Below are 23,656 nucleotides of genomic sequence, written 5' to 3' on the forward strand. Positions count from 1 at the left end.
CCGTTCTCAGCGCGAGCCCGCTCGCCTGCCGAACAGCCAGACGCCCCACACATAGGCGGCCACGATGATGAGCAGGGACCAGCCGATCGCCCAGAACGGGCTGGCCCCGGTGTCCGTGCCCGTGAGCAGGCCCCGGATCGTCTCGATGATGGGAGTGATGGGCTGGTTTTCCGCGATCCAGCGCAGCCAGGTGGGCATCGTGTCCGTCGGCACGAAGGCGCTCGAGAGGTAGGGCAGGAACAGCAGGGCGAAGCCGTAGCCGCTCGCCGCCTCCACGGTGCGGGCGGCGAGGCCGATCGCGGCGTAGAGCCAGGTGATGGCGAGGATGAACAGGGCGATCACGCCGAGCGCTCCGAGCCAGGCCACGACATCCGCGCGGGGGCGGAAGCCGAGGGCGAGCGCCACGGCGATGACGACCGCGGTGGCGCCGAGGTTGCGCACGAGGCTCGCCACCACGTGCCCGGTCAGCACGCTCATGGCCCGCAGCGGCATGGTGCGGAAGCGCTCGATGATGCCGTTCGTCATGTCCTCCGCCACGTCGACGGCGGTCGAGGACGCGCCGAAACCCGCGCAGAGCAGGATGATGCCGGGAACCACGTAGTTCACGTAGTTTCCGCCGGGCTCGATGGCGTTGCCGAACACGAAGGTGAACAGCAGCATGAGCATCGTGGGCAGCACGATCGCCATGACGAGGGCGTCGACGTTGCGAACGGTGTGGCGCAGGCTGCGCGTGATCATGACGGCTGTCGTGGTCAGTCGGGCGGGGCGCCGGCTCGCGCGCCGGATGGCGCCGACCGGCAGGGCGAGAGTTGTCGTGCTCATGCTGCGATCTCCTCTTCGGTGGTGGAGTGCCCAGTCAGGGCGAGGAAGACGTCGTCCATGCTCGGCTTGCGCACGACGACGGAGGTGCCGACGGGAACCCCTTCGGCGCTGAGCGCGTCGAGCACGACGCGCAGGCCCGCGAGCGTTCCGTCGGTCGGCGCCTCGCGGATGACGGTGTCGTCGGCGGAGCGCAGCTCCACGACGTCGCCGCCGACACGTGACTTCAGCTGTGCGGGGGTGCCCTCCGCGACGATGCGCCCGTTGTCGAGCACGGCGATGCGCTCGGCGAGCGCGTCGGCCTCCTCGAGGTACTGGGTCGTGAGCAGCACGGTGGTCCCGGCAGCCGCCAGGTCGAGGATCATGGCCCACAGCGCCTGACGGCTGCGGGTGTCCAGGCCCGTCGTGGGTTCGTCGAGGAAGATGACGGGGGGCCAGGCCACGAGTCCCAGCGCGATGTCGAGCCGGCGCTGCATGCCGCCTGAGTAGTCCTTCACCCGCTTGCCCGCCGCGTCGCCCAGGTCGAACGCGGCCAGAAGTTCCCGTGCGCGCTCGGCAGCGGCGGCGGCTCCGAACCCCGAGAGGCGCGCGAGCATCCGCAGGTTCTCCTCCCCGGTGAGGACCGCGTCGACGGCCGCGTACTGGCCGGTGACGCAGATGGCCTCGCGCACGCCGTCGGGATCGGCCGAGACGTCGCATCCCGCGACGAAGGCCTCTCCCCCGTCGAGCCGGGTGAGGGTCGAGAGGATGTTGATGAGAGTCGTCTTGCCGGCCCCGTTGGGTCCGAGCAGCGCGAAGACGCTGCCGCGGCGAACGCGCAGGTCGACTCCGTCGAGCACCACGGAGTCGCCATAGCTCTTGCGCACCCCGCGAACGTCGATGGCGAATTCCGTCATGTCGATCGTCCTTCCTGTGTATGGTGGTCAAAGTTCGTGTACGACGTACATTCTGTGTATGACGTATACGGTGTTTAAGTGATACACAGTTTCGGCGTCCGTGTCAAGAACGCCGTCAGCCATCTGGAGGACAGCCATGGCGGAACCGGAGGACCTCCTCCCCCGCGGCGTGAGCATTGCCTGGGGAATCGCCGAGAACCCGCAGCGGGGACCCAAGCGCGAACTCACGATCGAACGCATCGTCGAGGTCGCCATCGAGATCGCCGACGCGGAAGGCCTCGCCGCGGTGTCGATGGCGCGCGTGGCCGGCGCGCTCGGGTACACGACGATGTCGCTCTACCGCTACGTGACGAGCAAGGACGACCTGCTCGTGCTCATGCAGGATGCCGCATCGGAGGTCCCGGTGCCGGCGGAGGGTTCATCGACCGGGTGGCGCGAGGGCGTGACGCGCTGGGCGCTCGCCGCCCGGCAGGTGTACCGCGCGCATCCCTGGCTCAACGACATCCCGACCTCGGGGGTTCCGATGACTCCCAACACGCTGCTCATGGCGGATTGGATGCTGGGCGAACTCGAGGCGCTGCCGCTGAGTGCGAACGAGAAGATCTCGACCCTCCTGCTGCTGTCGAGTTACATCCGTGCCATGTCGGGCATCGAGCGCGACATGAGCCGCACCCGCCCCAGCGGCGGCGAGGTCGACTTCGCCGCACAGTCGGCCGCACTGGCCGCGTTGGTGACGCCCGAGCGTTTCCCGCACCTCAGCCCCATCGTGTCGGGTGGCGCCTACACCGGCGACCCGAACGACGGGCACGACGACTTCGCCTTCGGACTGGGCCGCATCCTGGACGGTGTCGCGTTCCATGTCGCGCAACGGGATGCCGGCAGGGCCGGCGCCGATCCGTCGCCCTCCGAACCGGCCGACCTCGAGATTCCGCGCGACAAGGCGGTGCGCGAGGCGGCCAAGGCACGACGCGAGGTCGAGGGGCGACTGCGCGAGGCGCTCAAGCGCGAGCGCGAGGCGATCAAGAAGGTGCGCGAGCGTGAACGGGAGGCGGCCAAGCGCGAGGCGGAAGCGGCCAAGCGGGAAGCGGAGAAGCAGGCCGCGGGCAAGGGCTGACTCAGCGCACGGCGCTCGTGGCGCGGTCGCGACCGGTCAGATCGGCGTGGTGGGCGATCGCGTGCCAGCCGCGGGCCCGCAGCAGGTCGGCGAGAGGCCCGGACTGGTGTTCCGCGTGCTCGATCACGAGCAGTCCACCGGCGCGCAGCAGCCGCCAGGCCGTGTCGGCGAGGGCGGTGATCACGTCGAGTCCGCTCGGACCGCCGTACAACGCGAGGGCGGGATCGTGGCGGGCGACCTCCGGGTCCTCGGGGACCGCGTCCGCAGGCACGTAGGGCGGATTGGACGCCACGACGCTCACCGTGCCGTCGAGCTCCGGAAACGCCTCGCCGAGGTCGCCCAGGACGAGAGTGGTGTTCCCGCCCCCGAACTCGGCGACATTGCGTGCGGCCCATGCGTGAGCCTCCGGCGAGAGTTCGACGGCGAAGACCCGGGCGTGCGGCACCTCGGTCGCGAGCGCGAGGGCGATCGCACCGCTGCCGGTGCCGAGGTCGACCGCGATCGGCTCCGGCTTACCGTCGGCGCGCAGCGCGTCGATGGCCAGCTGCGCGAGAAGCTCCGTCTCGGGGCGCGGCACGAAGACGCCGGGACCGACGTGCAACTCGAGGCCGCGGAAGGGGGCGCGGCCGGTGATGTGCTGCAGCGGCTCGCGGGCCGCCCGTCGATCGACGAGCGCGAGGATGCCCTCCGCCTGTTCGGCCGACGCGACGGCGCCCATGACGATGCGCGCCTGCACTGCTCCCCTGCTGAGTCCGAGCACGTGGCCGATGAGCAACTCCGCGTCGACGTCGGCCGAGGCGATGCCGGCCGCGGCGAGCCGAGCGACGGCATCCGTTCTCACGAGCGAGAGGGGCGTTTCACCCTGCGGCATATTCACGTGAGGGAATGTAACGTACTCGCCTGTGAGAGCGGGCGTTCCCGGGCCCTCGGCCCTAGGCTGATCGCTGTCCGAGACTCTCCCCGACGCTCGCCTCTCGAAGGGCCTTCCCATGCCGCAGATCTACGCCAGCATCACCGACGTCGTCGGTCGTACTCCCCTCGTGCGCCTGAACCGGGTCACCGACGGCGCCGGCGCCACCGTGCTGGCGAAGCTCGAGTTCTACAATCCGTCGGCGAGCGTGAAGGACCGACTGGGTGTGGCGATCGTGGATGCTGCCGAGGCATCCGGTGAGCTGAAGCCCGGCGGAACGATCGTCGAGGGAACCAGCGGCAACACCGGGATCGCGCTGGCCATGGTGGGGGCGGCGCGCGGATACCGCGTCGTGCTCGCGATGCCCGAGACCATGAGCACCGAGCGACGCGCACTGCTGCGGGCGTACGGGGCCGAGCTCGTGCTCACGCCGGGCTCGGAGGGCATGCGCGGCGCCGTTCAGCGGGCCGAGCAGATCGTGGCCGAGACGCCGGGCGCCGTGCTCGCGCGCCAGTTCGAGAACGCCGCGAACCCCGAGATCCACCGCCGCACGACCGCCGTGGAGGTCTGGGAGGACACCGACGGCGACGTCGACATCTTCGTCTCGGGCATCGGCACCGGCGGAACGCTGACCGGCACCGGTCAGGTGCTCAGGCAGCGCAAGCCCGAAGTGCTCATTGTGGGCGTCGAACCGGCGGAATCGCCGATCCTGAACGGCGGCGCCCCCGGGCCGCACAAGATCCAGGGCATCGGGGCCAACTTCGTGCCCGCGATCCTGGACCGCGAGGTCTACGACGAGATCATCGACGTGAACATCGACCAGTCGGTCGCGATGGCCCGCCGCCTGGCGCAAGAGGAGGGCATCCTCGCCGGCATCAGTTCCGGCGCGACGGTGACGGCCGCCGTCGAGCTCGCTCAGCGGCCCGAGAACGCGGGGAAGACCATCGTGGTCATCGTCGCGAGCTACGGCGAGCGCTACCTCTCCACCGTGCTCTTCGAGGGGCTGCTCGACTGAGGGATGCGGCGTGGCGCCCGCATCCGTGCGCGGCTCGTAGGCTGGGGCCATGAGCTTCTTCGTCGCGCTGCGTGAAGACATCGCGACGGCGAGATCGCACGACCCGGCGGCGCGGTCGGCGGTGGAGGTCGCACTGGCCTACTCCGGCGTGCACGCGGTGTGGGGGTACCGTCTCGCCCACCGGCTGTGGGTCGGCGGCTGGCACCTGCCCGCGCGCCTGCTCTCGCAGCTGCTCCGCTTCCTCACGGGGGTCGAGATCCACCCGGGCGCCCGGATCGGGCGGCGGCTGTTCATCGACCACGGCATAGGCGTCGTCATCGGCGAGACCGCCGTGCTCGGCGACGACGTGATGCTGTACCACGGCGTCACGCTCGGTGGGAAGAGCCACACCCACCGCCGGGGCGAGAAGCGGCATCCGACGCTCGAAGACGGCGTGACCGTCGGCGCCGGCGCGAAGGTGCTCGGCGACATCACACTGGGCGCCTGGTCGACGGTCGGCGCCAATGCCGTGGTGACGAAGGGCTGCGCGCCGCACTCGCTGCTGCTCGGCGTTCCGGCCATCACGCAGCGGGCGACCGACGACGTGACGGAGACGGCGCGCAACGTCGTGCACGAGGACTGAGCGCCGCGGACCGACCGGGAGGGCTCAGCCCTGGTCGCCGATGTCGGCCAGGCGGGCCTCTTCGTCGGCCTGGATCGCCGAGTCGATGATGGGCTCGAGCGCTCCGTTCATGACCTGGTCGAGGTTGTACGCCTTGTAGCCGGTGCGGTGATCGGCGATGCGGTTCTCGGGGAAGTTGTAGGTGCGGATGCGCTCCGAGCGGTCCATCGTGCGGATCTGGCTCTTGCGGGCATCCGAGGCCACGGCAGCGGCCTCCTCCTGCTGGCGCGCGAGCAGCCGGGCGCGCAGCACGCGCATGCCGGCCTCACGGTTCTGCAGCTGGCTCTTCTCGTTCTGCATCGAGACGACGATGCCGGTCGGAAGGTGGGTGATGCGCACGGCCGAGTCGGTCGTGTTCACCGACTGGCCGCCGGGGCCGGAGGAGCGGAAGACATCGATCTTGAGGTCGTTCGGGTTGATGTCGACCTCTTCGGGCTCGTCGACCTCGGGGAAGACGAGGACGCCGGTCGTCGAGGTGTGGATGCGTCCCTGCGACTCGGTTGCCGGCACCCGCTGCACGCGGTGCACGCCGCCCTCGTACTTCAGGTGCGCCCACACGCCCTGCGCCGGATCGGTCGCGTTGGACTTGATGGCCACCTGAACGTCCTTGTAGCCGCCGAGGTCGCTCTCGGTGCGCTCGAGCAACTCCGTCTTCCAGCCCTTGGACTCCGCGTAGTGCAGGTACATGCGCAGCAGGTCTGCGGCGAAGAGCGCACTCTCCGCCCCGCCTTCGCCGCCCTTGATCTCCATGATCACGTCGCGGCCGTCATCCGGGTCGCGCGGGATGAGCAGGCGCCGCAGCTTCTCCTGGGTGGAGGCGAGCTGCTCCTCGAGCGCCGGCACCTCTTCGGCGAAGGCCTCGTCCTCCTTGGCGAGCTCGCGCGCGGCGGCGAGGTCGTCGCCGGCCTGCTGCCAGGCGGTGTTCGCCGCGACGATGCGCGAGAGCTCCGCGTAGCGCCGGTTGATCTTCTTCGCCCGGGCGGCATCCGCGTGCACAGCGGGGTCCGCGAGCTGCTCCTGCAGTGCTGCGTGCTCGTCGAGAAGCACCTTGACCGACTCGAACATGGTGAGAACTCCTGTGGCTAGCGTACTGGCGGCGTGCGGCTGTGCGGGCCGGGTCGCGGCATCAGCCCGCGGCGGCATCCGCTCTGCGCCACTTCGCGGCCCGTTGCGCCAGTTGAACTGGCGCAACGGCCGCCGAAGTGGCGCAAGGCAGCGGAGGCGGGCCGTCGCGACCCGACCCGACGGAACGGGCGCTAGCGCTCGCTGTGGCCGTTGCCGACCTGCGGCATCGACTTGCCGACCTGCATGAGGAACTCGACGTTGGACTGCGTCTCCTTGAGGCGACCGAGCACCACGTCGAGGGCCTGCTGCTGGTCGAGACCCGCGAGGGCGCGGCGCAGCTTCCAGGTGATCTTGACCTCGTCGGCGCTCATGAGCATCTCTTCGCGGCGGGTGCCGGAGGCGTTCACGTCGACGGCGGGGAAGATGCGCTTGTCGGCGAGCTGGCGCGAGAGGCGCAGCTCGGAGTTGCCGGTGCCCTTGAACTCCTCGAAGATGACCTCGTCCATCTTGGAACCGGTCTCGATGAGCGCGGTCGCGAGGATGGTGAGCGAGCCGCCGTTCTCGATGTTGCGCGCGGCACCGAAGAAGCGCTTCGGCGGGTAGAGCGCCGACGCGTCGACGCCGCCAGAGAGGATGCGACCGGATGCCGGAGCAGCCAGGTTGTACGCACGGCCGAGGCGCGTGATCGAGTCGAGCAGCACGACGACGTCGTGGCCGAGCTCGACGAGGCGCTTGGCCCGCTCGATGGCGAGTTCCGCGACGGTCGTGTGGTCTTCGGCCGGCCGGTCGAAGGTCGAGGCGATGACCTCGCCCTTCACCGTGCGCTGCATGTCGGTGACCTCTTCGGGGCGCTCATCGACCAGCACGACCATGAGGTGGACCTCGGGGTTGTTGATGGCGATGGCGTTGGCGATCTGCTGCAGCACGATGGTCTTGCCCGCCTTGGGCGGGGCGACGATGAGGCCGCGCTGGCCCTTGCCGATCGGCGAGACGAGGTCGATGATGCGCTGGGTGAGCTTGTTCGGCTCGGTCTCCAGGCGCAGGCGCTCCTGCGGGTAGAGCGGTGTGAGCTTCTGGAAGTCGACGCGAGCCGCCGCCTCCTCGACGCCCTGGCCGTTGATCGAGTCGACCTTGACGATGGCGTTGTACTTCTGGCGGCCGCCGCCGTCGTTCTCACGCGGCTGGCGGATGGCGCCGACGACGGCGTCGCCCTTGCGCAGGTTGTACTTCTTCACCTGGCCGAGCGAGACGTAGACGTCGCTCGGTCCCGGAAGGTAACCGCTCGTGCGCACGAAGGCGTAGTTGTCGAGCACGTCGAGGATGCCGGCGACGGGAACGAGCACGTCGTCGTCCATGATCTCGGGCTCGAAGTCATCGCCCTGCGTCGTGCCGCCCCGGCGCTTGCGGTCGCGGTAGCGGCTGCGGTTGGAGCGGCCCTCGCCCTGCTGGCCCTGACGGTCGTCGGCATCGGCGCGCTGGTCGCCCGCGACATCACTCGAGGGCGTGTTCTGGCCGTTCTGGCCGTTCTGCTGCCCGGAGCCCTGCTGGGCGTTCTGGTTGTTCTGGTTGTTCTGGCGGCCCTGGCCGTCGTTCTGGGCCGACTGACCGTTCTGGGCAGCCTGGCCGTTCTGGGCAGCCTGGCCGTTCTGGGCGTTCTGGGCAGCCTGGCCGCCCTGGCCGTTCTGGCCCTTGTCGCCACCGCGGTTGCGGTTGCGGCCGCGTCCGCGAGGCTGGCGTTCTGCGGGCTGCTGCTCTGCCTTGGCGCTGTCGCCGGCCTCCTCGTCGGCGGATGCGGGCGCCTGCGCCGCGTCGGCACGCTCGGTAGTGGGGCGCTCGCTTCCGGAGCGCTCGGCGCCTGCGCGGTCGGCCTTGCGGGACTCGCCGTTGTTGCGGGCGGCCACGGCGTCGAGGGCAGGCACGAGGCTGTCCAGTCCGGTTCCGCCGTTCGTGTTGACGTGCGATCCGGCGCTCGTGACCTGCACGCGGCGCGATCCACGGGTGCGCGTGATCGGCGCGGCGGTGGCGGCGTCAGCCGCGGGCTGGGCTGCGGCGGGCTCGGCTGCGGCGGGAGCCTCGACGGATGCGTCGGCCGGGGCCTCGAGAGGCAGTTCGGTGGGCACGCTCACGGCATCGGCGGCCGGCGCAGAAGCTGCGGCATCGGTCGGAGCGGCGGGCGCCTGCTCGTCGAGCGTCGGGGTCGCGCCGGCGCCGCGCGCCTGGGCGTCGCTGATCGCGTCGATCAGCTCTCCCTTACGCAGCTTCGCCGCGCCGAGCACGCCGAGTTCGGTGGCCAGTGCGGCCAGTTCTGCCACGCGCATCGCCGTCAGCTGTGAGCGGTTCGCGGTGGGTGTTTCGGTGTTGATGACGTCTGTCACTTGGATAGGGTCCTTCCCCTGAAGTGGAAGATTCCAGGGAGTTCTGTCACCGGCGCGCTCACGCATTCGATGGATAGGAACGCGCGAGTCTGGCGCGGGTGAAAGCAGACAATTGCCGGGAATCGCACTGACTGAAACCGATTGGCTGTGCTGATCGGCGAGTGCACTCACGATTCTACCATCCTCGCCGTGGTGCATCTGACACCCCGAGGAGGGGTCAGTCCAGTGTCGCCCCCTTGAAATCGACCGCGAGCAGCAGCGCCTGCCACGGCGTCTCCGACTCGCGCGCGACCAGTTCCGCGGCGCCGAGGCGCTGGCTCGGGTCGCTGCCGAGAACGAGGATCGAGGGCCCGGCACCCGACACGACGGCCGCGAAGCCCTCGGCCCGCAATGCCGTGATGAGCCGGTTCGTCTCGGGCATGGCGGCCGCCCGGTAGTTCTGGTGCAGCTTGTCCTCGGTGGCCGCCACGAGCAGTTCCGGGCTCTGGATGAGCGCGGCCACGAGCAGGGCGGAGCGCGAGACGTTGAAGACCGCATCCTCATGGGGAACCGAGAGCGGCTGCAGGCTGCGGGCCAGGGCCGTCGACATGACGTGCTCGGGCACGAAGACCACCGGGGAGACCCCGCGGTGAACCATGAGTTTCTTGTGCTGGGGCCCCTCGGGCGTCACCCACGCGATGGTGAGACCGCCGAACAGCGCGGGGGCCACGTTGTCGGGGTGGCCCTCGAGTTCCGTCGCGATCGCGAGGGCGTCGTTCTCGCCGATCTCGACGATGCCCGCGAGCAGGCCCGTCGCCGCCATGACTCCGGCGACGATGGCCGCTCCGGAGGAGCCGAGGCCCCGACCGTGCGGGATGGCGTTCGTCGCCTCCAGCCGCAGGCCGGGCAGGGCGTAGCCGTAGCGCGCGAAGGTGTGCGCGATGGAGCGCACCACGAGGTGGGAGGCATCCGTGGGCACCTCGCCCGCACCGACGCCGTGCACCCTCACCTCGATGCCCGCATCGATCACCTCGACGTTCAGGTCGTCGTACAGGGCGAGCGCGAGGCCGAGCGTGTCGAACCCCGGACCGAGGTTCGCACTCGTGGCCGGCACGCGCACATGCACGCGCCGACCGACGAGGCTCACCGGGAGCTCTGCCGTCATGCCCGAACCAGTCCGAGCATGTCGGCGACCTCGCCGGTGTCGGCGCCGACGCGCTCGGGCTGCACGTCGGATCCGTCGGGGGTGCGCAGCGCCCACTGCGGGTCCTTCAGCCCGTGCCCGGTCACGGTGATGACGACCGTCGCGCCGGCGGGGATCACGCCGGCTGCCGACTGCTCGAGCAGCCCCGCCACGCCGATGGCCGACGCGGGCTCGACGAAGATGCCGACCTCGGCCGAGAGGATGCGGTGGGCCTCGAGGATGCGGGTGTCATCGATCGCGCCGAAGTAGCCGTCGCTGTCCTCCCGGGCGGCGATGGCCAGCTCCCACGAGGCGGGCTTGCCGATGCGGATGGCGCTCGCGATGGTGTCGGGGTCGGTCACGACGTGGCCGAGCACGATGGGCGCGCTGCCCGCGGCTTGGAAGCCGAACATGCGCGGCAGCTTCGTGGTGACGCCCCGCGCGAGCTCCTCACGGTAGCCGCGGTGGTAGGCGGTGTAGTTGCCCGCGTTGCCAACGGGCAGCAGGTGGAAGTCCGGCGCCTCCTCGAGCACCTCGACGACCTCGAAGGCGGCGGTCTTCTGGCCCTCGATGCGGTCGTTGTTCACGGAGTTCACGAGGTGCACGGGGTAACCCGTCGCGAGCTCGCGGGCGATGTCGAGGCAGTCGTCGAAGTTGCCGGCCACCTGCAGCAGGCGGGCGTTGTGCGCGATGGCCTGGCTGAGCTTGCCCATCGCGATCTTGCCCTCTGGCACGAGCACAGCCGCCGTGATGCCGGCATGGGTCGCGTAGGCTGCGGCCGACGCCGAGGTGTTGCCGGTCGAGGCGCAGATGACCGCCTGGGCCCCGTGCTCGACGGCCTTCGAGATGGCCATCGTCATGCCGCGGTCCTTGAACGAGCCCGTGGGGTTCATGCCCTCGAACTTGATCCACACGTTGGCTCCGGTGCGGGCCGAGAGCGCCGCGGCGGGGATGAGCGGCGTGCCGCCCTCGCCCAGGGTGACCACGGGCGTGGCATCCGTCACGTCGAGGCGGTCGGAGTATTCGCGCAGCACCCCGCGCCACTGTCGCGAGGCTCGGGCCTGGTTTGTGCTCATGTGTGGATCATGCTCCTTCGACTCGGAGGACGGATGCGACGCGGGCGACGACGCGGTGGGCGGTGAGGGCTTCGACGGTCGCGGCGAGGTCGGCCTCGCGCGCCCGATGTGTTCCGATGACGAGCACGGCCCCGTCGACGCCCTGTCGAACGAGGGACTGCTCGACCGTCTCGACCGAGACCCCGTGGTCGGCGAAGACCTGCGCGATCGCGGCGAGCACTCCTGGCTCGTCCTTGACCTGCAGGGTGACGGCGTAGCGCGTGAGCACCCGGCCGATCGGCAGCACCGGCAGATCGGCGTGCTTGGAGGGGATGACCCCCGGGCCGCCGACGACGTGGCGGCGGGCCAGCGAGACGAGGTCGCCGAGAACGGCGGAGCTGGTCTCGACGCCGCCCGCTCCGGCGCCGTAGAACATGAGGCTCCCGGCCAGCTCGGCCTCGACGAAGACGGCGTTGTTCGCACCGCGCACCGCGGCCAGCGGGTGCTCGCGCGGCACCATCGCGGGATAGACGCGCACCGAGACGCCGTCCTCGCCGCTCTCGGCGTCGGTCAGTCGCTCGCAGATGGCGAGCAGCTTGACGACGTAGCCCGCCTTCGCCGCGCTCGCGATCTGGTCGGGGGTGACGCTGCGGATGCCCTCGCGGTGCACGGACTCGACGGGAACGTCGATGTGGAAGGCGAGCCCCGCGAGGATGGCGGCCTTCTGCGCCGCGTCGTAGCCGTCGACATCCGCGGTGGGGTCGGCCTCGGCCAGCCCGAGCCTCTGCGCTTCGGCCAGAACCTGGGCGAGCGGCTCGCCGTGCGTGTCCATGCGGTCGAGCACGTAGTTCGTGGTGCCGTTGACGATGCCGAGGATGCGGCGCACCCGGTCGCCCGCGAGACTCTCGCGCAGTGGCCGGATGATGGGAATGGCACCCCCGACCGCGGCCTCGTAGTAGAGCTGCGCGCCCACCTGCTCGGCGGCGGCGAAGAGTTCGGGGCCGTGCGTGGCGAGAAGGGCCTTGTTGCCGGTGACGACGTCGGCTCCGGAGGCCAGCGCCATCAGCACGAGGGAGCGGGCGGGTTCGATACCGCCCATGAGCTCGATCACCACGTCGGCACCGAGGATGAGCCGCTCGGCGTCGGTGGTGAACAGCTCCGGCGGCAGCGCCACGCTGCGGGGAGCGTCGACGTCGCGCACCGCGATGCCCGTGAGCTCGAGGCGCGCTCCGACGCGGTTGGCGAACTCGTCGGCGTTCTCGAGCAGGGCCCTGGCGACCTGGGCGCCGACGGATCCGCCGCCGAGCAGGGCCACGCGCAGGGAACGGTAGGCGATCACGCGCGCTCATTCCTCTCGACGCCGAGGTCGCGGCTCAGCAGGTCTTCTTCGGTCTCGCGCCGCACGAGAAGGCGTGCGGTTCCCTCGCGCACGGCGACGACGGCGGGGCGGGTCAGGTAGTTGTAGTTGCTCGAGAGCGAGAAGCAGTAGGCGCCGGTGGCCGCGACGGCCAGCAGGTCGCCCGGCCGCACGTCGCCCGGCAGGTAGTCGGCGTCGACGACGATGTCGCCGGACTCGCAGTGCTTGCCGGCCACCCGCACGAGCGCGGGAGGGGCATCCGAGACGCGCGAGGCGATGCGGGCCGAGTAATCGGCGCCGTACAGCGCGGGGCGGGCGTTGTCGCTCATACCGCCGTCCACGCTGACGTAGGTGCGCACTCCGCCGTCCACGGCGACGGGTTTGACGGTGCCCACCTCGTAGAGCGTCACGCCGGCGGGGCCGACGATGTAGCGACCGGGTTCCAGCGCGATGCGGGGAACCGGGATGCCGTGCAGTTCGCAGGCGTCGCCGACGGCTTCGGCCATTCCGAGCGCGATCTGCTCGATCGGTGTCGGGTCATCGGCGCTCGTGTAGGCGATGCCGAAGCCGCCGCCGAGGTTCAGCTCGGGAACCTCTCCCCCGGCGAGCAATTCGGCGTGCACGGCGATCAGTCGCGAGGCGGATTCGCTGAAGCCTCCCTCGTCGAAGATCTGGGAGCCGATATGGCAGTGCAGGCCGAGGAAGCGCAGGCTCTCGCGTTCGCGGATGAGGGCGACGTACTCGGCGGCGTCGGCGAGGGGAACGCCGAACTTCTGGTCATCGTGAGCCGTGGCCAGGAACTCGTGGGTGTGCGCGTGCACCCCGCTGTTGACCCGGAGGCGCACGTTCTGCACGCGGCCGGCCCGCTCCGCAGCCTCCGCGATGCGGTCGATCTCGATGCGGCTGTCGATGACGATGGTGCCGATGCCCGCGGCGACGGCCCGCTCGATCTCGGCCGTCGACTTGTTGTTGCCGTGGAAGCCGAGCCGCGCGGCATCCACCCCCGCCGCAAGGGCGACGGCCAGTTCCCCGCCGCTGCAGACGTCGATGTTCAGCCCGGTCTCACTCACCCAGCGCGCCACGTCGGTGCTGAGGAAGGCCTTGCCGGCGTAGTACACCACGGCATCCGTGCCGAGGCGGGCGAACGCGCTGCGGAACGCGGCGAGCACCCGCGCGGCCCGCGCGCGCACCTCGGCCTCGTCGAGCACGTAGAGCGGGGTGCCGTAGCGGCCGGCGAGCGCCGTCGCCGGAACACCGCCGATCAGCAGCCTGCCGCTCTCGTCGCGGTCGGCGGATGCCGGCCACACGCCGGTTGCGAGCGCGTTGGCGTCGGCCGGGGCCTGGAGCCACGCGGGTGCTGAGGGGGCGCTGGGCACGGGTTCCTCGCTGTGAACGAAACGAGTGGACGATCTGCGCGGCGAGCGAACCCGGATTGGCCCCTGAAGCCGCGCGTGGCCCCGTCGGCGGGGCGTGAAAACACTCGGCAGTCTACAGAGCGCACGCAGCGGGCTTCGAATCCGTGACGCCCATATGCGTCAATCGTTATGCCTGCCCGGGATGCGACGCACGAATCCGCCGCCCCGCGGTCAACACAGCGCAGCCTCCCTCGCGTGGCGAGCGCCGTGCGGTGGCCGCAGTGAGAGCATGGCGACATGGCCCTGCACCGCATCATCCACCACACCCAGGTGCGCATCTACGCGATGGCGATCATCGGCATCCTCGTCGGAGCGATCGTGGGCAGCCTCACGCGGTGGCAGTTCGGGCTGATGAGCGGCTGGAGCGCCGCCTGCATCGTCTTCGTCTGGGTGAGCTGGCAGGTCGGTCACGGCCTGGACGCCGATGGCACCCGCAGGCACGCCCTGCGCGATGATCCCGCCCGCGGCTTCTTCGAAACGCTCGTGCTGCTGGCGAGCCTGGTCTGCGTGGTGATCGTCATCATCATCCTGATCGCGGCCAACTCCTCGACGCGCGACGAGCAGTACGGCATCCCGCTTCTCGGACTCGTCACGATCGGCGCCACGTGGACGCTGGTGCAGACGCTGTTCTCGCTGCGTTACGCGCGCCTCTACTACGGCGACGTGCCGGGCGGAATCGAATTCCCCGGAGGCGAGGCGCCGGACTACCACGACTTCGCCTACGTCGCCTTCACCCTCGGCATGACGTACCAGGTCTCGGACACGAACCTCAGCAGCCGTGACATCCGGGCGACGGCCCTACGCCAGAGCATCGTCTCCTACCTCTTCGGCACCGTCATCCTGGCGGCGACGGTCAACGTCGTGGCGGGTCTTGCCGGCTGACCCGGCTCGACGCCCGTGCCCCGCGGACGCGCTCAGCAGCTGCCGGTCGTGCCGGCATCCTTCAGCACGAACTCGCGCGCGGAGAAGGCCGCCGTGAGCGCCTTCGGCGTCACCGTGACGTCGTCGAGCCTGACGCCCTGCGGCAGCGAATCGGCGATGCAGACCGAGAAGCCCTCGCTCGAGACGACCTGGTCGACGAGGCTCGAGACGTCGAGGGAGACTCCCCCTGCGGCGGCCTCGGCGCTCTTCGGAGTGAAGGTGATGGCGTCGCCGGCTGCCGTGGGCACGGCCGTGACGGTGAAGGTGAGCGGGATGCCGAGGAAGGTGCGTGTCACCTCGTAGGTGACGGTGCCGGCTCCCAGCGTGACGGTGTCGTTCCGGCCGGCCGCCGCGAGCAGGGCGTTCACGGCCTTCTCGTCGAGGTTCACGACGCCCTTCACTGTGTCGACGGGCTTCGACGTGTCGACCGGCACTCCCTCGGCCCGCACCTTCGCGTTCAGGCTCACGCCGCCGACCTCCACCCCGGAGCCGGTGAGGTCGATGCGCTCGAACCGGCCGGAGAGGTACTGGGCGATCACGCTCGCGCCGCCGATCTGCACGTGCACCTCGTCCGCAGACGCGCCGGGAATCTGCTGCACGATCTCGTCGCGCACGCGCGTCTCGGCCACTCCCCTCAGCGTCGCATCGACGATGAAGAACGCCGCGACGAGGGCGACGACGAGCACGAGCGCGATGCCGAGCACCCAGGGCCAGCGCCGCCGCCGAGGCGGTGCGGCGGCATCCGTTCCGGCGAAGGCGCTCATGTCACATCCGTTCGGGAGCGCTGACGCCGAGCAGGTCGAGCCCGTTGCGGATGACGACACCGGCGGCGTCGTTCAGCCAGAGCCGGGTGCGGTGCACGTCTTCGACGGGCTCCTCCCCGAGCGGCGTGACGCGGCAGGTGTCGTACCAGCGGTGGTAGAGACCGGCCACCTCCTCGAGGTAGCGGGCAACCCGATGCGGCTCGCGCAGTTCGGCAGCCTGGGCGACGATGCGCGGGAACTCCTGCAGCGCGCCGAGCAGGGCCGACTCGCTCTCGTGCTCGAGCAGTTCAGGAGCGAAGACGCTGCGGTCAACGCCCGCGGCGAGCGCGTTGCGGGCGACGCCCGTGGTGCGCGCGTGCACGTACTGCACGTAGAAGACGGGGTTGTCGTTCGTGCGGCGACGCAGGATCTCGGGGTCGATCGTGAGCGGGGAATCGGCGGGGTAACGGGCGAGCGTGTAGCGCAGCGCATCCGTTCCGAGCCACGCCTGCAGGTCGTCGAGTTCGATGATGTTGCCGGCGCGCTTGGAGAGCTTGGCGCCGTTGACGCTGACGAGCTGGCCGATGAGAACCTCGACGTCGCGCTCGGGGTCATCGCCCGCCGCGCCGGCAAGGGCCTTGAGCCGGTGCACGTAGCCGTGGTGGTCGGCGCCGAGCAGGTAGATCTTGTGCTCGAAGCCGCGGTCGCCCTTGTCGAGGTAGTACGCGGCATCCGCGGCGAAGTAGGTATAGACGCCGTTGCCGCGACGGATGACGCGGTCCTTGTCGTCGCCGAAGTCCCTCGTGCGCACCCAGACCGCGTCGTCCTCGTCGTAGACATGGCCCTGGGCGCGCAGGCGCTCCACGGCGGTGTCGATGGCCGAGACGCCGTTCTCGTCCTTCGCGTGCAGGCGGCGCTCGCTCGTCCACACGTCGAAGTGCACGTTGAAGCGCGCGAGCGACGCGGTGATCTCGGCGAGCTGCAGCTCGTACGCGATCTCGCGCGCGGTGTGGAGCGCGATGTCGTCGTCGAGCTCGAGCAGGTTCGGCTCGCGCTGCAGCACGGCCGCGGCGAGGTCGGAGATGTACTGGCCGGGATAGCCGCCCTCGGGAGTCGGGTCGCCCTTGGCGGCCGCGAGCACCGAGAGCCCGAAGTTGTCCATCTGGTTGCCGGCGTCGTTGATGTAGTACTCGTTGGCGACATCGGCACCCGCGGCGCGCATGACGCGGCCGATCGAGTCGCCGAGCGCGGCCCAGCGCGTGTGCCCGATGTGCAGCGGGCCCGTCGGGTTGGCCGAGACGAACTCGAGGTTGATGTGGCGACCGGCGAGCGTGTCGCTGCGACCGTACTGCGGCCCGGCCTCGACGATCGTGCGGGCCAGCGCCCCGGCCGCGGCCGCATCCAGTCGGATGTTGATGAACCCCGGTCCGGCGACCTCGACACTCGCGATGCCCGGCACGGTGCGGATGCCGTCGGCGAGCTCCGCGGCGAACTCCCGGGGGTTCACGCCGAGGCGCTTGGCGAACTTCATCGCCACGTTCGAGGCCCAGTCGCCGTGATCGCGATTCTTGGGGCGCTCCAGGGTCACGTCGTCGAGCGCGGGCTGGAACGGCTCGGGGCTCTCGGTACCGCTCGTTTCCGTGCGGCGTCGCTCGACGAGCAGGGAGAGCTGGTCGAAGAGGGCCTGCGAGAGTTCGAGCGGAGTCACGAACGACCATCCTACCGGGCGTGCGGCGGGCCGCCCGGGGCGCGCTGCCCCGCGTTGATAGGGTGTCGCCCATGCCGCGCCTCCGCTCCCTTCCGCTCCTGGTCGCCCTGCCGGCCGCCCTCACCGCGATCCTGCTCAGCGGATGCACCACGCCTGGCACCACGCCCTCGCCGTCTCCGACGCGCAGCTCCTCGAGCACGGCGAGCGCATCGCCCGAGCCCTCGGCATCCCCGACGCCCACCGCCGACCCCGAGGCATCCGGAACCCCCGTCGGCATCGCGTGCGACGCCCTGCTCACCCCCGACGACGTCTACTCGTTCAACCCCAACTTCGGCACGGCTCCCGACTACAGCCCGTCGGGCGGCGACGTCGGCAAGGCCGTCGACATCAAGGGCGTCGCCTGCGGCTGGAGCAACCAGACCAGCGGCGACCTCATCGAGATCGCGGTGGCCAAGCCCGACGAGGCGACCACGACGAAGCTGCGCGCCGCCGCTGCCGCCTCGCTCACACCCGTGCCGACCTACGGCACCCCGCCGGCGGTCGACGGATTCTTCGCGCAGTCCGGGGGAACCGGTGAGGCCCAGGTGTTCAGCAACGGGTACTGGCTGACCGCGCGCTCGGTCGCCTTCTTCGAGCCGGGCGACGCCGCGGAACTCATTCAGGCCGCCCTCTCGCACCTTCCCTGAGGCCGGCCCGGGAGCACCCCGGCCGGTGCGCCGGCGGTGCGCTGGCGGTGCGATCGATGGGGTATTGTCGTTCTCGCGCCTCCGTAGCTCAGGGGATAGAGCGCCGGTTTCCGGTACCGAAGGTCGGGGGTTCGAATCCCTCCGGGGGCACCATGTGCCCGGTTCGGGCATCCACGCGGATGCCTCGGCCGCAGCGCGCACCACGTAGAAGCCCCGGCCGATGGCCGGGGCTTCCGTCGTTCGAGGGCCGCCACCTCCGACGAGCGCTCCGTCACCGGTAACGATTGCGTTTCGGGCTCTTTCTGAAAAGAAAGTTTCCTGTTACGTTTCGTCCATCGCCTCGCAAGTCGACCGAGGGAGCCGGTGTGAGCGCCAAGACGATGCAGGGCACGCCCCAGTGGCTCGGCGCGGTCAACGACCGGACAGCGCTGGCGCTGCTGCTCGATCACGGCGTGCTGACCCGCAATCGCATCGGCGAACTCTCGGGGCTGTCCAAGCCCACCGCCTCCCAGATCGTCGCACGGCTCGAGCAGGCCGGGCTCATCCGAGCCGTCGGCGAGGTCTCGGGGGGCCGCGGACCGAACGCCGCGAGTTACGCCGCGCGGCTCGAGCGCGGCTATGGCGTCGCCGTCGACGTGACGGCGACCACCATCCGCGCGAGCCTCGTGGATGCGGCGGGCACGGAACACCCCATCGTCGAGCGCCCGGCACGCCAGAACACCGCGACCCGCGCCGCATCGGGCGACCTCGAGTGGTCGATCCGGGCGGCTGCCGAAGCTGCGGATGTGGATCCGTCCTCCGTTCGGCACCTGCTCGTCGGCGTGCAGGGGGCGATCGACCCCCGGACCGATGAACTCGCCTTCGCCGAGGCGCTGCCCGGCTGGCCGCGACGTCGCATCCGGAGCACGCTCGAGGCGGCACTGCATCGGCAGGTCACGATCGAGAACGACGTGAACCTGGCCGCCGTCGCCGAGCGCACGCAGGGCGCCGGCGCGGGAACGACCGACTTCGCGTTGCTCTGGATGGGGAGCGGCCTGGGCCTGGCGATCGACCTCGCGGGAGCCATCGTGCGCGGTTCCGGCGGAGGTGCGGGTGAGATCGGCTACCTGCCCATCCCGGCTGCGGCGTCGGGCATCGACCCCGCCGCCGTCGAGTTGCAGGACCTCATCGGCGGCCGCGCGATCAGCAGGATGCTGAGGGCCCACGGCGTCGCGGGCCGCACCCTCGAGGCGCGCTTCGAGCGACTCGCGGCTGCCGAGCGCAGGAATGAGGCCCTCGCGGAACTCGCCCGCCGCATCGCCGTCGGCCTCGTCCCCGTGCTCGCCGTCGCCGATCCGGGACTCGTCGTGCTCGGCGGGCCGACCGGCGCGGGCGGCGGCGAGGCACTCGCGGACCTCGTGCGCACGATGATCCGCCGCACGACGCGGTGGTCACCCGATGTCGTCGCCACCGCCGTCTCGGAGCATCCGGTGCTCCGCGGGGCACGCAGCCGGCTCGGAGCCGAGTTGCGGGCCGCACTCCTGGACGACGTGAACGCCCTCGTCACCTGAACGACCCCGGGCACCCGGGAACGAAACCCCCTCTCGATGCGAAGGACACGAAGATGAACCGATCACGGCGAGCAGCACTGGCCATCACCGTCGTCGCGGCGTGCGCGGCGCTCGCGCTCTCAGGCTGCAGCCCGAACTCCGGCGGCTCCGGCTTCGAGAAGAGCACTCCGACGAAGCTCTCGGGCACGGTCTCGTTCTGGCACTTCTTCTCGGACCGGGAGGCGAAGGTCATCCAGTCGGTCGTCGACGACTTCGAGAAGGCGAACCCGGGCGTGAAGGTCGACGTGCACTCGGGGCAGGACGACGAGAAGCTGCGGAAGGCCATCGCGACCGGCAGCAAGGTCGACCTGGGCATGAGCTACTCCACCGACATCGTCGGCAACTTCTGCTCCACCGGCGCCTTCCGCGACCTCACCGACGTCATCAAGCGCGACAAGGTCGACCTCTCGCAGTTCTCCGACACCGTGCGCAGCTACACGGAGTTCGACGGCGTGCGCTGCTCGATGCCGGTGCTCGCCGACGTCTACGGGCTCTACTACAACAAGACCCTTCTCGCGGATGCGGGATACACCGCTCCGCCGAAGACGCTGAGCGAGCTCGAGCAGATGGCGACGAAGCTGACCACGTACAACCCCGACGGCAGCATCAAGACCCTCGGCTTCGATCCGATGATGGGCTGGTATGAGAACTCGGCCGCCCACTACGGCCCGGCTGCCGGTGCGCAGTGGCTGAAGGACGACGGCAAGAGCGCCATCGGTTCCTCCGGCAGCTGGAACGGCCTCATCCAGTGGCAGAAGGACTTCGTCGACGCGATCGGCTACGACAAGCTCAACGCCTTCACTTCGGGGCTCGGGCAGGAGTTCTCGGCCGACAACGCCTTCCAGAACGGGACCGTCGCCATGAACCTCGACGGCGAGTACCGCACGGCCTTCATCGACGACCAGGCTCCCGACCTGCAGTACGGCACTGCGCCCTTCCCCACCGCCGACGAGAACACCGACCTGTACGGCGGCGGTTATGTGACGGGCAACATCGCCGGCATCTCGAAGGGCTCCACGCATCCGGAGCTCGCCTGGGCGTTGCTGAAGTACCTCACCACCGACACGGATGCGGTGGTCAAGCTCTCCAACGGCCTCAAGAACGCACCGACAACGGCCGATGCCCTGAAGAGCCCCGACCTGCAGGTGAGCGAGCAGTTCAAGACCTTCCTCGACATCCTCGACAACCCCCACTCGGCCACGACACCGCCGAGCCCGTTGGGAGCCGGCTACCAGCAGACGTTCCAGGACTTCTGGAACACCTACCAGAACGGCTCCGTCAGCGACCTGCAGAAGGGACTGGACGGGGTCGACAAGCAGATCGACGACCAGCTCGCCCTGGTCAGCGGGCCCTGACCCATGACGACCGCTCTGCGAACCCGGCCGTCTGCCCGGGGAGTCGCTGCTTCGGCGGCGGGTGGCGGCCGTGGTGGGCGTCGCCGGCGCACGCTGGCCATCGCGCTCATGCTCGCGCCCGCCGTCGCGGGGTTGGCGATCTTCTTCGTCTACCCGCTCATCGCCTCGATCTACTACTCGTTCACGCGCTACGACCTGGTCTCCGCCCCGGAGTGGATCGGATGGCGCAACTACTCCTACCTGTTCACCCAGGATCCGAAGGTGTGGGTGGCCACCCTGAACACGCTCTGGTTCGTCGTGTTCCTCGTGCCCATCAAGATCGTCTTCGCCTTGGGAATCGCGGGCCTGCTCGTGCGGGCCAAGCGCGCATCCGGAGTGTGGCGAACGATCTTCTACCTGCCCGCCCTCGTTCCGCCCGTCGCATCGGTCGTCGCATTCGTGTTCCTGTTCAACCCGGGCACCGGGCCCGTCAACCAGATTCTGAAAGCCGTCGGCATCCACGGACCGCTCTGGTTCAACGACCCCGACTGGTCGAAGCCCTCGCTCGTCATCCTCGGCATCTGGGTGATGGGCGACATCATGGTCATCTTCCTGGCATCCCTGCTCGACGTGCCGCGCGAGCAGTACGAGGCGGCCGCCCTCGACGGGGCCACCGGGGCCCAGCAGGTGCGCTACGTGACCCTTCCCAACATCCGTCCCGTGCTGATGTTCGCCGTGGTCACGGGCGTCATCGCCGCCCTGCAGTACTTCACCGAGGCGGCCGTCGCGTCGGGCGTCGCGAGCGGCAAGGCGATCATCGGAGAGGGCACGGGCGCCAACCTCGGCTACCCCGACAATTCGCTGCTCACCTACACGCAGTGGTTGTACGTGCGCGGCTTCGCGAACTACCAACTCGGCTACGCCTCGGCGCTGGCCGTGCTGCTCTTCCTGATCGCGAGCGTGCTGCTCGTCGTGCTCCTGCGCCGGTTCCGCGCCTTCACCCCCGAGAACACCACAGCATGAGCGCTCGCCGTCTGCTCTCCTGGGTCGCCGAGCACGCCCTGCTCGTGGCGCTCGCCATCGCCTTCGTGGCCCCGATCCTGTTCGTCTTCACCACATCGCTGATGTCGTCGCGGCAGACGCTGACCGCATCCCTCTGGCCCGATCCGTTCGAGTGGCAGAACTACGTGCGGGTCTTCACGGAGGTTCCGCTCGCGCTCTGGTTCGCGAATTCGGCGCTCTACGCGGTGCTCGCCACGGTGTTCACGCTCGTCTCGAGCGTGCCGGCGGCGTACGTGCTCGCCAAGATCCGCTTCCGCGGGGCGAACGTGCTGTTCACCGCGATCATCATCGCGATGCTGCTGCCGCCGCAGGTGACCGCCATCCCGATCTACGTGATGTGGTCGCAGTTGGGCCTCACCGGAACGCTCTGGCCGCTCATCCTGCCCAACCTGCTCGGCGACGCGTTCTCGATCTTCCTGCTGCGGCAGTTCTTCCTCACGATCCCGAGCGAGTACTCGGATGCCGCGCGCATCGACGGCAACGGCGAGTGGGGCGTGCTCACGCGGGTCGTGGTGCCCATGGCGCGGCCGGGCATCGCAGCGACGGGTATCTTCATGTTCTTCCACTCGTGGAACGACTACTACGGCCCGCTGCTGTATACCTCGGAGAACCCGTCGTCGTGGCCGGTCGCGTACGGCCTCGCGTCGTTCCGCGGCATCCACGGCACGGACTGGGGCCTCACGATGGCCATGACCATGCTCGTGACGATTCCCGTGGTGCTGATCTTCTTCTTCGCCCAGCGCGTCTTCGTCGAGGGCATCACCCTGACCGGTGTCAAGGGATGAGGCATGCCGTGTTCGGCGGAGTCGCTCACCGCCGCGCGGGCAGCACCCCGTGACGGCATACTGATCACATGCCGGCAACGTTCGTCGTGGTTCCCGAGTGGCAGGGCTCGATCTCTGCGCGTGCGATGCGCCTGATCGACGGGGCGGAGGCGATCAGGGGCGATCTCCCCTCGTCGGCGACCCGACTCGTCGACGTGCCCGTGGGAGCCGGTGAGTCGCTCGACACCGGAGTGCGGCGCTACTCATCCGTGCTGCACATCAAGCAGAACCTGCTCGCGGAATTGAGCGGGGTCGACGGTACGGCGCTCACCATCGGCGGTGACTGCGCCGTCTCCCTCGGCGCCATCGAGCACAGCCTCGCAGCGCATCCGGATGCCGCGGTGCTCTGGTTCGACGCGCATCCCGACCTCAACACCCCGGAGTCCAGCCCCTCCGGCGCGTTCAACGGCATGGTGCTGCGCACGCTCATGGGCGAAGGGGCGGAGGGTCTCGTTCCGCCCGCAGGGCAGCGGGTCTCGAGCGAGCGGCTCGTGCTCGCCGGCATCCGTGACGTCGACCCCGCCGAGGCCGAGGTGATCGCCGAGCGCAGCATCCCGTGCCTCGACGTCGACCGACTGGGCGACGCCGACGCCCTGCTCGAGGCGCTGGCCGCAACCGGCGCGTCGGAGGTCTACGTGCACGTGGACCTCGACGTGCTCGACCCCGCCGTCATCGAGGGCCTGGACTACCCGCTGCCGTTCGGGCTGACCGTCGAGGCGCTCACGTCGCTCATCGCCGCGGTGCGGGCGCGGTTCACCCTCGTCGGCGCCACGATCGCGGGCTTCTCCCCCGCGACCCCCGAGGCGGCCGCCGACGACCTTCCGAGCATCCTGCGCCTCATCAGCGCCCTGACGCGCGGGTAGCGCCCGCCGCGTTGCGCTCGCGGCGGCCGCCGGGGCGCGCGCAAAACGCAGGACCAGCGGCACACCCGCCGCCCCACCGCCC

At 70.0% G+C, this 23,656-nt stretch carries 21 protein-coding genes and 1 tRNA gene; 11 read left to right on the top strand and 11 right to left on the bottom strand.

Features of this window, described 5'->3' with window-relative positions; translation table 11 throughout:
* Positions 1-6: 6 nt before the first annotated feature.
* Together WDJ51_RS07475 and WDJ51_RS07480 are read right to left on the bottom strand one after the other, a co-directional pair.
* Positions 7-822 carry an ABC transporter permease gene (locus tag WDJ51_RS07475; RefSeq protein WP_337851809.1) on the bottom strand — a complete coding sequence of 272 codons (816 nt, stop codon included), beginning with the start codon at positions 820-822 and terminating at the stop codon, positions 7-9.
* Positions 819-1,715, bottom strand: a complete 897-nt coding sequence (locus WDJ51_RS07480; RefSeq protein WP_337851810.1) for an ATP-binding cassette domain-containing protein — start codon at positions 1,713-1,715, stop codon at positions 819-821. Before WDJ51_RS07480 ends, WDJ51_RS07475 begins: the two co-directional genes overlap by 4 nt.
* A 136-nt stretch (positions 1,716-1,851) precedes the next feature.
* Between WDJ51_RS07480 and WDJ51_RS07485 the strand changes: the two genes are divergently transcribed.
* Positions 1,852-2,829, top strand: a complete 978-nt coding sequence (locus WDJ51_RS07485) for a TetR/AcrR family transcriptional regulator (RefSeq protein ID WP_337851811.1) — start codon at positions 1,852-1,854, stop codon at positions 2,827-2,829.
* 1 nt (position 2,830) lies between these two features.
* On the opposite strand, the gene prmC is transcribed toward WDJ51_RS07485, so the two are convergent.
* The gene (gene prmC, locus WDJ51_RS07490) at positions 2,831-3,700 is read right to left on the bottom strand and encodes a peptide chain release factor N(5)-glutamine methyltransferase (protein WP_337851833.1); all 870 of its coding nucleotides are present in this window, start codon (positions 3,698-3,700) and stop codon (positions 2,831-2,833) included.
* 118 nt (positions 3,701-3,818) lie between these two features.
* Between prmC and cysK the strand changes: the two genes are divergently transcribed.
* Together cysK and epsC are read left to right on the top strand one after the other, a co-directional pair.
* Positions 3,819-4,754, top strand: coding sequence for a cysteine synthase A (cysK, locus tag WDJ51_RS07495; RefSeq protein ID WP_337851812.1), 936 nt, complete (start codon positions 3,819-3,821; stop codon positions 4,752-4,754).
* Between the two features lie 49 nt (positions 4,755-4,803).
* Positions 4,804-5,376 (top strand): serine O-acetyltransferase EpsC, encoded by a 573-nt coding sequence (epsC, locus tag WDJ51_RS07500; protein ID WP_337851813.1) that lies wholly within the window; start codon positions 4,804-4,806, stop codon positions 5,374-5,376.
* Positions 5,377-5,400: 24 nt separating this feature from the next.
* Here epsC and prfA read toward each other — a convergent pair whose 3' ends face one another.
* From prfA to lysA, 6 genes are all read right to left on the bottom strand, one after another.
* Positions 5,401-6,480: a peptide chain release factor 1 gene (prfA, locus tag WDJ51_RS07505; protein ID WP_337851814.1), complete on the bottom strand. Its 1,080-nt coding sequence runs from the start codon at positions 6,478-6,480 to the stop codon at positions 5,401-5,403.
* A 191-nt stretch (positions 6,481-6,671) separates the two neighbouring features.
* Positions 6,672-8,855: a transcription termination factor Rho gene (gene rho, locus WDJ51_RS07510; protein WP_337851815.1), complete on the bottom strand. Its 2,184-nt coding sequence runs from the start codon at positions 8,853-8,855 to the stop codon at positions 6,672-6,674.
* A 217-nt stretch (positions 8,856-9,072) separates the two neighbouring features.
* A complete protein-coding gene (thrB, locus tag WDJ51_RS07515) occupies positions 9,073-9,999 on the bottom strand; it encodes a homoserine kinase (protein WP_337851816.1) in 927 nt (308 codons plus the stop codon).
* The gene (gene thrC, locus WDJ51_RS07520; protein WP_337851817.1) at positions 9,996-11,093 is read right to left on the bottom strand and encodes a threonine synthase; all 1,098 of its coding nucleotides are present in this window, start codon (positions 11,091-11,093) and stop codon (positions 9,996-9,998) included. Before thrC ends, thrB begins: the two co-directional genes overlap by 4 nt.
* 7 nt (positions 11,094-11,100) lie before the next feature.
* Positions 11,101-12,411, bottom strand: a complete 1,311-nt coding sequence (locus WDJ51_RS07525; RefSeq protein ID WP_337851818.1) for a homoserine dehydrogenase — start codon at positions 12,409-12,411, stop codon at positions 11,101-11,103.
* The gene (lysA, locus tag WDJ51_RS07530) at positions 12,408-13,805 is read right to left on the bottom strand and encodes a diaminopimelate decarboxylase (RefSeq protein WP_337851819.1); all 1,398 of its coding nucleotides are present in this window, start codon (positions 13,803-13,805) and stop codon (positions 12,408-12,410) included. Before lysA ends, WDJ51_RS07525 begins: the two co-directional genes overlap by 4 nt.
* A 276-nt stretch (positions 13,806-14,081) precedes the next feature.
* Between lysA and WDJ51_RS07535 the strand changes: the two genes are divergently transcribed.
* Positions 14,082-14,726, top strand: a complete 645-nt coding sequence (locus WDJ51_RS07535) for a DUF1345 domain-containing protein (protein WP_337851820.1) — start codon at positions 14,082-14,084, stop codon at positions 14,724-14,726.
* Between the two features lie 32 nt (positions 14,727-14,758).
* Here the strand turns inward: WDJ51_RS07535 and WDJ51_RS07540 are convergent, their stop codons facing one another.
* Together WDJ51_RS07540 and argS are read right to left on the bottom strand one after the other, a co-directional pair.
* Positions 14,759-15,529, bottom strand: coding sequence for an LmeA family phospholipid-binding protein (locus WDJ51_RS07540; RefSeq protein ID WP_337851821.1), 771 nt, complete (start codon positions 15,527-15,529; stop codon positions 14,759-14,761).
* A 1-nt stretch (position 15,530) separates the two neighbouring features.
* Positions 15,531-17,216: an arginine--tRNA ligase gene (argS, locus tag WDJ51_RS07545; RefSeq protein ID WP_337851822.1), complete on the bottom strand. Its 1,686-nt coding sequence runs from the start codon at positions 17,214-17,216 to the stop codon at positions 15,531-15,533.
* Between the two features lie 71 nt (positions 17,217-17,287).
* Here argS and WDJ51_RS07550 point away from each other — a divergent pair, with 71 nt between their 5' ends.
* From WDJ51_RS07550 to WDJ51_RS07580, 7 genes are all read left to right on the top strand, one after another.
* On the top strand, positions 17,288-17,902 hold the full coding sequence (locus WDJ51_RS07550; protein ID WP_337851823.1) for an iron ABC transporter ATP-binding protein: 615 nt from the start codon (positions 17,288-17,290) through the stop codon (positions 17,900-17,902).
* A gap of 77 nt (positions 17,903-17,979) precedes the next feature.
* A tRNA-Arg gene (locus WDJ51_RS07555) sits at positions 17,980-18,055 on the top strand.
* A gap of 212 nt (positions 18,056-18,267) precedes the next feature.
* Complete coding sequence (locus tag WDJ51_RS07560) at positions 18,268-19,452, top strand: ROK family transcriptional regulator (protein ID WP_337851824.1); 1,185 nt, start codon at positions 18,268-18,270, stop codon at positions 19,450-19,452.
* 53 nt (positions 19,453-19,505) lie between these two features.
* A complete protein-coding gene (locus WDJ51_RS07565) occupies positions 19,506-20,846 on the top strand; it encodes an extracellular solute-binding protein (RefSeq protein ID WP_337851825.1) in 1,341 nt (446 codons plus the stop codon).
* A gap of 3 nt (positions 20,847-20,849) precedes the next feature.
* Positions 20,850-21,848, top strand: coding sequence for a carbohydrate ABC transporter permease (locus WDJ51_RS07570; RefSeq protein ID WP_337851826.1), 999 nt, complete (start codon positions 20,850-20,852; stop codon positions 21,846-21,848).
* Positions 21,845-22,672 carry a carbohydrate ABC transporter permease gene (locus tag WDJ51_RS07575; protein WP_337851827.1) on the top strand — a complete coding sequence of 276 codons (828 nt, stop codon included), beginning with the start codon at positions 21,845-21,847 and terminating at the stop codon, positions 22,670-22,672. The genes WDJ51_RS07570 and WDJ51_RS07575 overlap by 4 nt, the downstream gene beginning before the upstream one ends.
* A 68-nt stretch (positions 22,673-22,740) precedes the next feature.
* Positions 22,741-23,574: an arginase family protein gene (locus WDJ51_RS07580; protein ID WP_337851828.1), complete on the top strand. Its 834-nt coding sequence runs from the start codon at positions 22,741-22,743 to the stop codon at positions 23,572-23,574.
* Positions 23,575-23,656 lie beyond the last annotated feature (82 nt).

The sequence above is a fragment of the Rathayibacter sp. YIM 133350 genome (assembly GCF_037404875.1).
GTDB lineage: Bacteria > Actinomycetota > Actinomycetes > Actinomycetales > Microbacteriaceae > Orlajensenia.